Consider the following 12,967-nt stretch of genomic DNA (forward strand, 5'->3'; position numbering starts at 1 on the left):
ACCGCGCCGACCTGCTCGCCGCCCTGGCCGACGCCCCCCCTGGACCCGGTCCGCCTCACCGCGCGGCTGCTCGGATTCCCGGCGCCCGTGTGCGTACGCCATGCGCCCGGCCGGGAGGAGCCCGGGTAAGGGGTTACGGAAAACCGCAGCAGGACCGGGCGGTTGACCGCATGGTGGCGCCCCCCGCCCGGCTCCTACCGTGGACCGCATGATCGCAACGTTGGCTTCCGCGTCGCTCGCCACCGCTTCCGCCGAACCCGCAGGCGGCATCGCCGGATGGGCCGTCGACGTCATGAGCACCCTCGGCGCCCCGGGCGCCGGTCTCACCAACCTGGTGGACACCGTCCTGCCGTTCATTCCCAGCGAGATCATCCTGCCCGTCGCCGGATTCGCCGCCGGACAGGGCAAGCTGAGTCTGCCGGCCGTCATCGTCTGGACCACGATCGGCTCGATCGTCGGCTCCTGGATCGTGTACGCCGCAGGTGCCCTCCTGGGCCGCGACCGGACCCGCGCACTCATCACCCGCATCCCGCTCATCCATGCCCACGAGATCGACCGGGCCGAGGCGTGGTTCGAACGGCACGGCCGCAAGGCCGTGCTGATCGCCCGCATGGTGCCGGTGGTGCGCAGCCTCATCTCCGTACCGGCCGGGATCCAGCGGATGCCGCTGATGGCCTTCACCGCCATGACCGTCCTCGGCAGCCTGGTGTGGAACACCGTGTTCGTGCTGTTGGGCTACTGGCTGGGCGACAACTGGCACCTGGTGGACGAGTACGGCGGCTGGGTGTCGAAGGGCGTGGTGGCGGTGGCGCTCGTCGTCATCGGCCGCTGGTTCCTGGTGCGGATGCGCCGCCGCCCGAGCGCCCGGCACCGCGGCTGAGGCCCGGGGCCTTTCGGCGTTCTGCCGCGTTGAGCCGTGCGGTGGGCACGTGGGGGTCGCGTCGTGGTTGCGGGGAGCTCGGGCAGGTGGTCGACCGGCTGCCCCCGCGCTCAGGGTGAGGGCGGTGGACCGGCGGTTGCGCTGGAGCAACTGTGGGTTCCCTCTCGTTGACGCGGCTTCGTTGGCACGGCTTTCGTTGACGCGGTTCCGATGACCTGCGGCGGAAAGAACGTAGGCGTCCTGCGTGAACGTGGTTTCCGGCTCCACGTGAACCCGTGGTGAGGCGGCGGGGGTTGAGGCGGAACGCGGCGGCCGCGCTCTTATGACAACGGCATTGACGTGTGGCGTGGGTCACCGGTTTCATGGCTCGCACTTCCCGCGCACGCCTCCCCTACGGTGCGCGCGGCCTCCCACCCACATCCCCCACACCCCCCACGACCTAGGCGGTGATCCGTTGGCATCGACGGTGAAGGACACGGGCGGCGGCCCGAGAACGGATGCGGGCAGCTCCCGCGTCGTGATGCGGCAGTCCCTCGGCTTGCTGGACGGCGCGGCGATCGCCGCGTCCAGTACGGCCGCCACCAGCAGTATCGGGATCGGCCTGGGCCTGATGGCCGGGGTCGTCGGCCTGCACCTGCCGGCGATCATGCTGCTGGCCTTCCTGCCGGTGCTCGCGATCGCCGGCGGGTACGGCCGGTTGAACGCGGTGGAGCCGGACGCCGGCTCCAGCTACCGGTGGGTCGGGCGCACCCTCAGCCCCTGGCTGGGGTTCCTCACCGGGTGGGTCAACACGGTCGGCACGGTGGTGTTCATGGCGTACACCACGACCGTCACCGGCTCGTCGGTCATCCAGCTCCTCGACCTGGCGCACGTGCGCAGTGTCGCCGGCCTGCGGCTGGACGCGGACTCCACCGTCCAGTGCACCCTGCTCGGCCTGGTGGTCCTGGTCGGCGCCGCGCTGGTCGCGGTGCGCGGGCTGGAGATGGCCGCCCGGCTGCAGAAGGCGCTGCTGGTGTTCGAGTACGCCGTGCTGCTCGGCTTCTGCGGGTACGGGCTGTTCGCGGGTGACCAGCCGTTCTCGCTGCAGTGGTTCAACCCCTTCGACATCCCCTCCTTCGGCGCCGTCGCGCAGGGCATGGTGCTGGCCGTGTTCTGCTACTGGGGCTTCGAGTCGGTGTTCAGCGTCGGCGAGGAGGTGCGCGACCCGCGCGACGCCTCCCGGGCCGGCCTGCTCGCCCTGGTGGTGATGATGCTGCTGTTCCTGCTCGCCGGTACGGCCTTCCAACGGGTGCTGCCGATCGACGAGTTGGCCGACAACGGCGCGCACGGGCTGACCTACTTCGGCACCAAGCTCGCCCACCAGCCGCTCGCCGCACTGCCGTTGATCGCCCTGACGTTCTCCGCGATGGCCTCGCTGCAGTCCTCGGTGATCCCGACCGCCCGCGGGATGTACGCGATGGGGCGCGACCGGGTGCTCGGCCCGGTCTGGACCCGGCTGCACCCCCGGCACGCCACACCCGCCGTCGGCACGCTGCTGATCACGGGTATCGCCGTCCTCCTGGCCCTGGCCTCGATCGCCATCCCGACCGTCAACGACCTGATCTCGGCCGCCGTCAACGCGATCGGCATCATCGTCGCGCTCTACTACGCGCTGACCGCCATCGCCGCCGCCGTCCGGTTCCGCGGGCTGCTGCGCACCGACCTGGCGGAGGGACTGCGCGCGGTGGTCGGCCCGCTGCTGGGCGCGGCGGCGCTGCTCGCCGTCGGTGGCTACCTCGCCTGGACCTTCTACGACTCCGCCGACCACTTCGAACTGTCCGCCGACAACGGGTGGTTCGAGCTGACCGTGGTGACGCTGATGGTCGTCACCGGGCTGCCGGCGGCGGCCTGGGCCCGCTGGCGCCGGCGTTCGCCGTACTTTCAGGCGAACGCGACGGGGGATGTCAACTCCCTTGCCAACGAGTCGTAAGAACCGCAAGAGATCCACGGGACACGAGCTCCACGCGACGCAAGGATCCACGGGACACGAGATCCACGGGACACAAGCTCCACGCGACGCAAATGTCCACGGGACACGAGATCCACGAGACACAAGCTCCGTGCGACGCAAGATCCAAGTAGCGCAAGAGATCCACGAGATGTTCACGAGACGCAAGAACGGAGCACCAGCCATGACCGAGGCCGATCTGGTCTTCACCCGTGGACCCGTCCACACCGGTGACGCCGCCCGGACGAGGGCGACCAGCCTGGCGGTCGTCGGCGAGCGGATCGCCGCCGTCGGGCACGACGAGGTCCGGGAGCTGATCGGGCCGAAGACCGAGGTGGTGGACCTCACCGGCAAGCTGCTGCTGCCCGGATTCCAGGACGCGCACATCCACGCGGTGTTCGGCGGAGCCGAGTTGGCCGTCTGCGACCTCACCGGGACGGTCGGCGTCGCCGACTACCTGGAGCGGATCCGGGCGTACGCGGACGCGAACCCCGGGCAGGAGTGGATCACCGGCAGCGGGTGGTCGATGGAGAGCTTCGACGGCGGCCTGCCGACCCGGCAGCTGCTCGACTCCGTCGTCCCCGACCGGCCGGTGTACCTGACCAACCGGGACCACCACGGCGCCTGGGCCAACACCCGGGCGCTGGAACTCGCCGGCCTCACCCGGGACACCCCCGATCCGGCCGACGGGCGGATCGAGCGCGAGGCCGACGGTACCCCGGGTGGCACGCTCCAGGAGGGCGCCACCGCCCTGGTCGCCCGGCTGGTGCCGCCGTCCACCGCCGCCGACCGGCTGGACGGGCTGCTGCGCGCCCAGCGGCTGCTGCACTCGCTCGGCATCACGGGCTGGCAGGACGCGCTACTCGGCGAGTTCAACGGCCAGCCGGACCCGTCCGACGCCTACCTGGCCGCGGCGCGCTCCGGCGCGCTGACCGCCCGGGTGACCGGCGCGCTCTGGTGGCAGCGCGACCGGGGAGCCGATCAGATCGCCGAACTCGTGCGACGGCGCGAGGAGTTGAGCCACGGGCGGTTCCGGGCCGGCTCGGTGAAGATCATGCAGGACGGCATCGCGGAGAACTTCACCGCCGCGATGACCAGCCCGTACCTGGACGGCTGCGGCTGCGCCACCGCCAACTCCGGCCTCAGCTTCGTCGATCCGGAGGCGTTGCGCGGGTACGTCACCGAGCTGGACGCGCTCGGCTTCCAGGTGCACTTCCACGCGCTCGGCGACCGGGCCGTCCGCGAGGCGCTGGACGCCGTCGAGGCCGCCCGCGCCGCCAACGGGTGGCGCGGCGCCCGGCACCACCTCGCCCACCTCCAGGTGGTCCACCCGGAGGACCTCGCCCGCTTCGCGCGGCTGGGCGCGATCGCCAACATCCAGCCGCTCTGGGCCGCCCACGAGCCGCAGATGGACGAGCTGACCATCCCCTTCCTCGGCCCGGAGCGCGCCGCCTGGCAGTACCCGTTCGGCGACCTGCAGCGCGCGGGCGCCACCCTGGCGGCGGGCAGCGACTGGCCGGTGAGCAGCCCGGACCCGCTGGCGGGCCTGCACGTGGCGGTCAACCGGATGGAGCCGGAGGCCACCGACGGACGGGTCTTCCTGCCCGAGCAGCGGCTCGACCTGGGCTCCGCGATCGCCGCGTACACGGCCGGGTCCGCGTACGTGAACGGGCACGACGACGCGGGGGTGCTGGCCGCCGGGCGGCTCGCCGACCTGGTCGTCCTCGACCGGGACATCCTCACCGGGCCGGCCGAGGAGATCGCCCACGCCCGGGTGGAACGCACCTACGTGGGCGGCGAGTTGGTGCACGCGGCGGAGTGATCCCGGTCGCGGGCTTGGCGGGCCTGGCGGGCTTCGGGGCTTCTCGGGAGGCGCAGGGCGCGCGACGGCCGCCGGTGGTGAGCGCACGGGGGCGCGCCACCGGCGGCGCCGTGCCCGCCGGGGGCGTCGTCAGCGGTCCCGGTCCCGGTCCCGGTCCTGGCCGCTGCCCGCCGCCCGCAGGCGGGCCTCGGCGGCGTCGAGGAGGAGGTCCAGCGCGTACGGGTAGCCGCTGCGGCGCATGTCCGTGGTGAGCAGGCCGGCGGTGGCGGCGATGTGCGGGTGGGTGGCGGCGTCGAGGCGGGCGTAGGAGGCCTGCCAGACCTCCAGGTCCGCGGTCGCGGCGGGGGCCGGGAGGGCGAGCGCGGCGGCGTCCAGGGCGGCGAAGCCGAGGCTCTGGTCGACGAAGGCGTGGTAGATGCGGACGGCCTCGAGGTCCGGGAAGCCGGCGGTGCGCAGGATGCCGAGCATGGCCTCGACGGCGGCGGTCTCGTGGGTGCGGCCGGTGGTGCGGTGGGCGGCGAGCAGGGCGGCCTGCGGGTGGGCCTGGTAGGCGGCGTGGATGCGCAGGCCGATGGCGCGCAGGTCGGCCCGCCAGTCGCCGGTGGGCTGCCAGCCGTGCTGGGCGCGGCCGATGAGCTCGTCGGCGATGGCGAGCAGCAGGTCGTCGGTGCTGTGGAAGTAGCGGTAGACGGCGCTCGGGTCGGCGCCGAGCGCCGCCCCGAGCCGCCGTACGGTGAGCGCCTCGGCGCCGTGCTGCCCGATCAGCCGCAGGGCGGTGTCGACGATCAGCTCGGCGGAGAGGACGACGCCCTGCTTGGTGGGGCGCCGACGTCTCCGCTGCGGTTCGGGGACTACGCGGTCGTTCATGCCCGCAGGCTATGTCAACTCCGTTGACATAGAGAAGGGGCGAGGCGAGGCGTACGGAGCGAAGGGCCCGGGACGGTGGCCGGTCGGACGACCCGCCGGTCAGACCACCCGCCGCAGCCAGCCGTGCCGGTCCTCGGCGCGCCCGTACTGGACGTCCAGCAGGTGCTCGCGGATGCCGAGGGTGTGCTTGCCGGGCGCGCCGCCGCCGACGGCGAACTCGTAGCCCTCGCCCTTGAACCCGATGATCGGGGTGATCACCGCCGCGGTGCCGGCCGCGAACACCTCGGCGACGGTGCCGTCGGCGGCGCCGGAGCGCAGCTCGGCGAAGGTGATCGCGCGCTCGACCGGGGTCAGGCCGAACTCGGCTGCCAGGGCCAGGATCGAGTCCCGGGTGACACCGTCGAGGATGGTGCCGAGCCCGGGAGTGACCAGCTCGCCGGCCGCGGTGACCAGGCACAGGTTCATCGTGCCGGACTCCTCCAGATCGCCCTCGCCGCCCGTGTCGTCCAGGAACAGCACCTGGTCGCAGCCGTGCTGCTTCGCCTCGATCTGCGCGGCCAGGCTGGAGGCGTAGTTGCCGCCGCACTTGGCCGCGCCGGTGCCGCCCCGCCCGGCCCGGGTGTACCGGCTGCTGACCCAGAGCGTGATGCCGGTGACGCCACCGGCGAAGTACGGCCCGGCCGGGCTCGCGATGACCGCGTAGGTGACCTCCTCGGCGGGCCGGACGCCGAGGAACGCCTCCGAGGCGAACATGTACGGCCGCAGGTAGAGGCTCGCCTCGCCGCCGGAGTCCGGCACCCACGCCTCGTCCGCGCGGACCAGCTCCTCGACGCTCGCGAGGAAGTCCTCCTCCGGCAGCACGGGCAGCGCGAGCCGCTCGGCGGAGCGCGCGAAGCGGCGCGCGTTGAACTCGGGGCGGAACAGCCGCACGCCGCCGTCGGCATGGCGGTAGGCCTTCAGCCCCTCGAAGATCTCCTGCGCGTAGTGCAGCACCGACGCGCTCGGGTGCAGCGAGAACGGCGCCAGCGGCCCGACCCGGCGGTCGTGCCAGCCCTCGCCCGGCGTCCAGGTCGCGGTGGCCATGTGGTCGGTGAAGAACTTGCCGAAACCCGGCGCGGCGAGGACGGCGCGTCGCTCCGCCTCCGGTACCGGGCCGGCCGTCCGAACCAGAGGGAAAGTGCGACTCATCGTCAACTCCTCGGCGCCGAGGCGGAATCCGCCGGATCCGGCGCCGACCACCGGCGCCTCACCCGTCATGCTAACGGCCGTCAGTCGGACGGGATACGGGCCGCCCGGGTCTCCGCGGTGACCGTGCGGGGGCACCGACGGGGCACCGACGGGGCATCGACGGGGTGTCAACGGGCTGCCATGGGGGTGCCCGTGGGTTCCCCTGGCGAGGCCGACCCGCACGCGGCCGCGGCCGGGGCAATCGGGGCCGGGAGTGGGCCTGTTCGAGTGAGCGGCGCGTGGTGTCGCGGGGGCGGCCGGGGGAACGGCGGTTACGTAGGTGGGCAATCCCCCGTCGCGGGCCGTGGCTTCGGCCGTCGTCCCGCCCTCCGTGATCGGAGCGCCCCACCCATGGCCGTACCCACCACCTTCGACCACAGCGCGGCCGGCTACAGCCTGCCGCACGCCTACTGCCTGGCCAAGGCGGCCGAACTCGCCTACCAGGACGACGCCGCCATCGACGAGCAGGCCCGGGCCTGGGGCTTCGGCGATGTGCGGCACCACCAGACCCGGTTCACCCCGCCGTTCCCGGTGGAGGACACCCAGGCGTACACCATGGGCAGCGACCGGATGATCGTCGTCGCGTTCCGCGGCACCGAACCGCGCGAAATGCGCGACTGGCTCACCGACTCGACCGGACACAGGCCGCCCGGCCTCGTCGGTGGTGCCGAGCACCCCTTGCGGGCTGCCCGTCCCGCCGCCGGCCGTGCCCCCCGCCGAGGTGCTCAGCCCTCAGCGGGGGCCGGTGCCCAGGATCTGCCGTTGTAGGAGTAGCTCGGGGCGCCGTGCAGGCCGACCGTACGGAAGGGCCGGCCGTTGTCGTTCACGGTGACCTTGCCCTGGCGGTCGCCGCTGCTCCACTCCAGCTCCAGGTACCAGCTGACGTCCTGGGAGCGGGTGGTGGCGTCCACGTCGATCACCTGCGGGTCGGTGTCCGACACCCGGTAGGGGAAGTCGGACACGGGGGTCTTCTTCGCACCCTCCTTGCCCGGGACGGGGACGGCACGCGGCGTGGGCGAGTCGAGGTCCACCGCGAAGGACGCCGGGACGAGGTTCCCGCCACAGCCCGCGCCCGGGGTGTAGGCGTTCCACTTGGGGGCGGGCTGGGTGCCGGCGATGTGCACGTACACGGTGTGCAGGACGACGGGCGTGGCGGTCGCGCCCTGGGCGGTGAGCTCCAGGCGCAGGTGCCCGGCGGGGACGGCATGCTGCGCGGCCGCCCAACTCCCGGTGCGCGCGGCGGTGTCCGGGGGCGGGGCCACCTGGGCGGGCGTGCGGGCGGAGAGGAACCACTGGCCGCAGGGGCTGCCCCAGTTGTCGGTGAGGACGTTGACGTGGAAGGGGGGCGGGTTGTCCTCGGGGGCGGGGGTGGGGACCGGAGTGGGGGCGTCCGTGGGGGACGGGGGTGTGGCGGCGGGCGGGGCGGCAGCCGTGGGGGCGGTGGTGACAGCCGCGGTGGCGGGGGCGTCGGCGGCGCCCGTCGGAGTGGTGCCGGTGCCCGGCGTGCCGCCGACGTCGTGCAGGAGGAAGGCGGAGACCACGGCGGCCACGGCGGCGACGGCCACCGCGCTCAGCAGCACGCGGGTGCGGGTGCGGTTACGGCGCCGGGGTTCGGCGGCCGGGGCCACGGGGAGCACGGGTTCCACCTCCTCGGTCGGCGCGGGAGCCGGCGTGGGAGCCGCTGTGGGGGTGGACTCCGGGTCCAGCGCGAGCTCCGGCGCCGGCTCCGGCTTCGCTCCCGCTGCTCCCGCCGAGCCCGCCTCCCGGCGGCGGGCCGCGTCGGCCAGAATCCAGCGGCGGTGCAGCTCGACCAGTTCCTCGTCGCGCGCCCCGCAGGCCCGGGCCAGGCGTTCCACCGGTGCGTACTCGGCCGGGACGGCGGCACCGTTGCAGTAGCGGTGCAGCGTGGAGGTGCTGACGTGCAGCCGGGTCGCCAGCGCGCCGTAGCTGCGGCCGGAGCGCTCCTTCAGCTCCCGCAGCGTCGCCGCGAACTCGTCGGTCTCCACGCCCATGCTCTGCGCACCTCTCACCCCGGACCGGCCCCGGATCCCGTCGAATCCGCGGATCACGGTACCGGCTCGCCGGGTGAGTGCCCGGAGGAAGGGGAGCACAGCGGCCCTGGTCAGGACTGCCGGTCGGCGGCGGCGGTCGACGCGGCGGCGTCCGCGACGCTGCTCCGGTACAGGCCCAGCTTCGGCTTGGCCACCTTGGCGCCGTTCCCGAGCGGGAAGTCGAGGGTGTCCGCGGCGGCCATGTGGTCGCCGTCGGCGAGGACGTTCAGCTCGTCGACGCCGGCCGCGGTGCCGGTGGCCGCACCACCGGGGTTGAGGTCGAGCACCGCGTACGCCGTCTGACCGGCCGCCACCGGGTAGGCCGGGGCGCCGCCCAGCCCGCTGGGCACCAGCGGCTTGACGTCCTTGCCGTGGTCCGCGGCGTGCGAGTCACCGAGGCTCAGCAGCGGGTAGTAGCTCAGGCCGCAGGCCGTCGTGCCCTGGTTGCGCACCTCGATCACCCGCTGGCCGGGCGCCTCGGCCCGGGTGGTCACGCGGACCGACAGCTTCTTGGCCTCGCAGGGGTGGGAGTAGGCGTAGGCCTCCCCGCCGCCCGCCTCACCGCCGCCACCCGGGGAGGAGGTGGCGGCGGGGGTCTTGGGGCGGGCCGGGGTGCTGTTCGCGGCCGGTGCGGCGGCGGGCGCGATGGTGGCCGCGGCTGCGGCCGCCTGGGTGGGCTTGGCGGACGGCTGCGCATCGCCCGCGCCGCCGCCGGACTGGCAGGCGGTCAGGGTGAGGGTGGCGCCGAGGGCGAGGGCGGCCGGAACGAAGAAGGCGCGGCGAACGGTCATGGAGGTTCCCCCGTAACAGTGGTGGGTGTGAGAAGAGGATCGGGCGGCGGGGCCATCGCCACCGGGCCGCCGATCAACACTGTGGCCCGCCGCCCGTCCCACCGCCAGCCTTCCCCGCCACCCCGGGACACTGGAACGGTTCCACCCCCTCTGACCTGCACATCCGCCCCCGCCTGGAACGCCTCACCGGAACGCCCCGGGACCTCCAGGACCTTGCCGTAGCGCTCTCCCGGGCCTTGCCGTACCGCTCTCCCGGGCCCCGTCGCCTCGGCCTGTCCGTCGTCCTCCGGGCACGATCCGGGCGGGCATGGGGACCTGACGGTGCACCAAGGGATGCCCTTGATCCTGTGATCGTTCCGGGTAGATCGGGCGGGTTGTGCGGGCACCTGTCCAAGCCGGTGTTCGGGCCCGGGGCGGGCGGCAGAACTGCCGATATGCTGACCGCCGCTCCACGGAGGGAGCGACCGGGAATCGGGGGAAGCGCATGAGCGGCGGCGGTGCCGGGGTGGGGTTCAGTGCCCATCCGGACAAGCTCGGGGACGCGGGCGACCAGCTGATAGCGGCGAGTACGGACGTGGGCTCGGTGAAGGACGCGCTGGGCAAACTGGGCATGTCCGGCGACGGGACCTTCGGGGAGTACGGCGCGGGTGACGCGGCGAAGGCGTTCTGGCAGGCGTGGCAGGACGAGCTGGGGGTGAACGTCGACGCGTTGAACGACCTCGGCGGCAAGGTGCACACCAGCGCGGCGAACTACAGCACCACCGATCACGGTGTCGGCCAGCAGTACCAGCAGCAGGGGGCGTGACCGGTGCCCGACCACAGCGCGAACCCGCTCAGCCCGTTCGGCGTGGACCTGGGCAACCAGCGCCAGCAGGCCGAGCGGCTGAAGAAGACCATCGACGACTCGCACGGCATGTGGGGCGCCGGTGACCTCAAGTACGCCGTCCACGACGCCCTGCAGCTTCCGGCCCCCAAGGGTGACCCGGGCAAGCTCGGCCAGCTCGCCACCTCGTACAACACGGCGAGCAGCCAGCTGGACGAGATCCAGATGAAGGTGGCGCGGGTCGGTGCCGAGCACCTGCCGGACGCCTGGACCGGGCAGGTGGGGGAGAAGGCGGCCGAGGTGGTCAAGGCCTCCGCCGACGACCTGACGCGCTGCCGCGACATGCTGGGCAAGGGCCGGGACCAGCTCAACGCGCTGGCCTCCGCGCTGAGTGAGGCGCAGACCCTGCACGGGCAGGGCCACGCGCCGCTGAGCGAGGCGCTGAGCCTGCTGCACGACATCACCGTCTCGGGCGCGCCGGACCCGTTCAACTGGGACGACGACAAGATGCACACCGCCCACGCCAAGGCGAAGGACGGCATCAAGTCGATCTTCGACGCGGCGGTGAAGGCGGAGGACGCCGGCCGCGCCGCCGCGCGTGAGCTGAACGCGCTGGCGGACAAGGCGCTGGCGGCCCGCTTCAAGAACAAGGGCCTCGGCGCCGCCGACAAGCTGGTCATCGCGGACGCGGAGGTCGCCGGCAGCGACCAGTTCGGGTCCATCCTCACGGCCAACGACGTGACCCGGGCCGGCCAGTTCATGGACAAGATGAGCGACGCCGACCGGGCCCGCTTCGACCAGTTGCTGGCCGGCAGCAAGTCCCCCGAGGAGCGCGCCTACCTGATGAAGGCGCTGGCCGCCGGGCACGGCTACGACGAGATCAAGGCCTTCGACGACCAGATCCACGAGCACGGCGGCGACCCGGCCTGGCTGGCCCAGCGCCTCTCCCCGGTGCAGATCGACTCCGCCTCCGGGAACCAGTCGGACACCGCCTACCAGGGCGTGGCGTGGAACCAGGGCGACAAGCCGACCTGTGTGGCCGGCTCGACCGTCACCGCCCGGGCGATGGTCGACCCGCTCTTCTCCCTGCAGCTCACCACCGGCGGGCACCCCGGCGACCCGCAGTACGACAACGGCAAGGCCGCGTACGACCGCTGGCTCAAGGAGACCGACCGCGTCTACGACACCAAGAACTGGTGGAACGAGTGGCAGGACGGGATGAGCGACGGGGAGTCCAAGGACGCCGCCAACGACGAGATCGGCAAGCACACCGGGGCGGGCTACCACACCGTCGACCTGGAGGGCCCGGAGCAGCGCAAGGACGTGCTGGCCCAGGTCGAGTCGGCGGTGGACCAGGGCAAGCCGGTGCCGATCGGAGTCAAGGAGGACACCTGGTTCCGTCCGGACGGCCACCAGATGATGATCATCGGGCACCGCGGTGACCAGCTGGAGATCTACAACCCCTGGGGTTACACCGTCTGGGTGAGCGAGAGCGACTTCGTCAACAACCACATGGAGGGCGCGGCCCAGGGCGGCAACATGCCGATCGCCGACCACGTCCAGATGCCCAAGTGAGGTCCGGTTGAGCACCACCCCGCCCCCCATGAGCGACTCTCATCTCGCCGAGCTGGACGTCGAGGTCCTGCTGCGCTTCGGCCTGCCGGCTCCGGGCCCGCACCGTTCCACGCTGTTCGGTGACGGCGCGGTGGCCGCCGCGATCACCGTCGACCGGCTCGGCGCCATGCCGCGCGCCCTGGTCTTCCTCGGCGAGGTGGTCCGCTCCGGCGGCACCCGCTACGCCGCCGCGCTGCCCGAGCCGCTGCCCGGCCCGGCGGCGGCGGTGGCGCGCGGCTGGCTGGAGGCGGCCTCGATGGTCGTCGGGGACGCGACCGGAGACCTGCTGGTCGCCCGCTGGCTGGACGCGGTCGCCGCCGTCCTGGCATTGCGGATCAATCACCATGAGGCGAACTCATGAGGTGGCGTCGGATCCTGATCGCGGCGGTCGCCCTGCTGGCCGTCGCGGGCGTGGTGGGCGCGGTGGTGGTCCACCGGATGACCACCGGCAAGCTCGACCACGGCACGGTGTTCGCCCAGGCCTCCGGTGAACTGGCGGTCAAGCCGGGAGAGTTGTTCTCCGTCGAGGTCAGCGCCCACCGGGTGACCGGCCAGGTCTGGACGGTGGCCGACCCGGCCCCCGGTTCGGCCCCCGACCCGGCCGCGCCCCAGGCCCCCGATTCGGCCGCCGTACGGTCCGTGGGCGACGAGTACGTCAAGGACTTCGGGCTGAAGGACCTGGTCGGCGCCACCGGCTCGGCGGGCTCCGGCGGCCGCTACTACTTCGTGTTCCGCGCCGGCCCCAACCCGGGCCGCGCCACCATCACCCTGCGCAACCCCAACCGCGCCGCCCGCCCGGGCGGTTCCGACCAGGACGAGCGGCAGTTCACCGTCGACGTGCGCTGAACTGTCGGCCTGTGCTGAACCGTCGGCGTGCGCTGAACCGTCGACGTGCTGACGTGCCT

General features: G+C 73.1%; 12 protein-coding genes. 8 read left to right on the top strand and 4 right to left on the bottom strand.

Features of this window, described 5'->3' with window-relative positions; genetic code table 11:
- Positions 1-208: 208 nt before the first annotated feature.
- From ACZ51D_RS34880 to ACZ51D_RS34890, 3 genes are all read left to right on the top strand, one after another.
- Positions 209-880 (top strand): DedA family protein, encoded by a 672-nt coding sequence (locus ACZ51D_RS34880; protein WP_465622122.1) that lies wholly within the window; start codon positions 209-211, stop codon positions 878-880.
- Positions 881-1,334: 454 nt separating this feature from the next.
- Entirely contained in the window at positions 1,335-2,849 is a 1,515-nt protein-coding gene (locus tag ACZ51D_RS34885; protein ID WP_465622120.1) for an APC family permease, read from the top strand.
- A 202-nt stretch (positions 2,850-3,051) separates the two neighbouring features.
- On the top strand, positions 3,052-4,689 hold the full coding sequence (locus tag ACZ51D_RS34890; RefSeq protein ID WP_465664550.1) for an amidohydrolase: 1,638 nt from the start codon (positions 3,052-3,054) through the stop codon (positions 4,687-4,689).
- A 129-nt stretch (positions 4,690-4,818) separates the two neighbouring features.
- Here the strand turns inward: ACZ51D_RS34890 and ACZ51D_RS34895 are convergent, their stop codons facing one another.
- Both ACZ51D_RS34895 and ACZ51D_RS34900 read right to left on the bottom strand, forming a co-directional pair.
- Positions 4,819-5,556, bottom strand: a complete 738-nt coding sequence (locus ACZ51D_RS34895) for a TetR/AcrR family transcriptional regulator (protein WP_465664551.1) — start codon at positions 5,554-5,556, stop codon at positions 4,819-4,821.
- A gap of 99 nt (positions 5,557-5,655) precedes the next feature.
- Positions 5,656-6,744, bottom strand: a complete 1,089-nt coding sequence (locus ACZ51D_RS34900) for a branched-chain amino acid aminotransferase (protein ID WP_465664552.1) — start codon at positions 6,742-6,744, stop codon at positions 5,656-5,658.
- A gap of 390 nt (positions 6,745-7,134) precedes the next feature.
- Between ACZ51D_RS34900 and ACZ51D_RS34905 the strand changes: the two genes are divergently transcribed.
- A complete protein-coding gene (locus ACZ51D_RS34905) occupies positions 7,135-7,551 on the top strand; it encodes a hypothetical protein (protein ID WP_465664553.1) in 417 nt (138 codons plus the stop codon).
- On the opposite strand, the gene ACZ51D_RS34910 is transcribed toward ACZ51D_RS34905, so the two are convergent.
- Positions 7,509-8,795, bottom strand: a complete 1,287-nt coding sequence (locus ACZ51D_RS34910) for a helix-turn-helix domain-containing protein (RefSeq protein ID WP_465664554.1) — start codon at positions 8,793-8,795, stop codon at positions 7,509-7,511. The two genes, ACZ51D_RS34905 and ACZ51D_RS34910, sit on opposite strands and share 43 nt — an antisense overlap.
- 110 nt (positions 8,796-8,905) lie before the next feature.
- Complete coding sequence (locus ACZ51D_RS34915) at positions 8,906-9,625, bottom strand: DUF4232 domain-containing protein (RefSeq protein WP_465664555.1); 720 nt, start codon at positions 9,623-9,625, stop codon at positions 8,906-8,908.
- Between the two features lie 484 nt (positions 9,626-10,109).
- Between ACZ51D_RS34915 and ACZ51D_RS34920 the strand changes: the two genes are divergently transcribed.
- Genes ACZ51D_RS34920 through ACZ51D_RS34935 form a run of 4 tightly spaced genes read left to right on the top strand, consistent with a single transcriptional unit; the run spans position 10,110 to position 12,908 of the window.
- Positions 10,110-10,430 carry a hypothetical protein gene (locus tag ACZ51D_RS34920; protein WP_465622106.1) on the top strand — a complete coding sequence of 107 codons (321 nt, stop codon included), beginning with the start codon at positions 10,110-10,112 and terminating at the stop codon, positions 10,428-10,430.
- A 3-nt stretch (positions 10,431-10,433) separates the two neighbouring features.
- On the top strand, positions 10,434-12,023 hold the full coding sequence (locus ACZ51D_RS34925) for a cysteine peptidase family C39 domain-containing protein (protein WP_465664556.1): 1,590 nt from the start codon (positions 10,434-10,436) through the stop codon (positions 12,021-12,023).
- A gap of 28 nt (positions 12,024-12,051) precedes the next feature.
- A complete protein-coding gene (locus tag ACZ51D_RS34930) occupies positions 12,052-12,423 on the top strand; it encodes a hypothetical protein (protein WP_465622102.1) in 372 nt (123 codons plus the stop codon).
- The gene (locus tag ACZ51D_RS34935; protein ID WP_360490622.1) at positions 12,420-12,908 is read left to right on the top strand and encodes a protease inhibitor I42 family protein; all 489 of its coding nucleotides are present in this window, start codon (positions 12,420-12,422) and stop codon (positions 12,906-12,908) included. Before ACZ51D_RS34930 ends, ACZ51D_RS34935 begins: the two co-directional genes overlap by 4 nt.
- Positions 12,909-12,967 lie beyond the last annotated feature (59 nt).

The sequence above is a fragment of the Kitasatospora sp. NPDC033851 genome, from assembly GCF_055576085.1.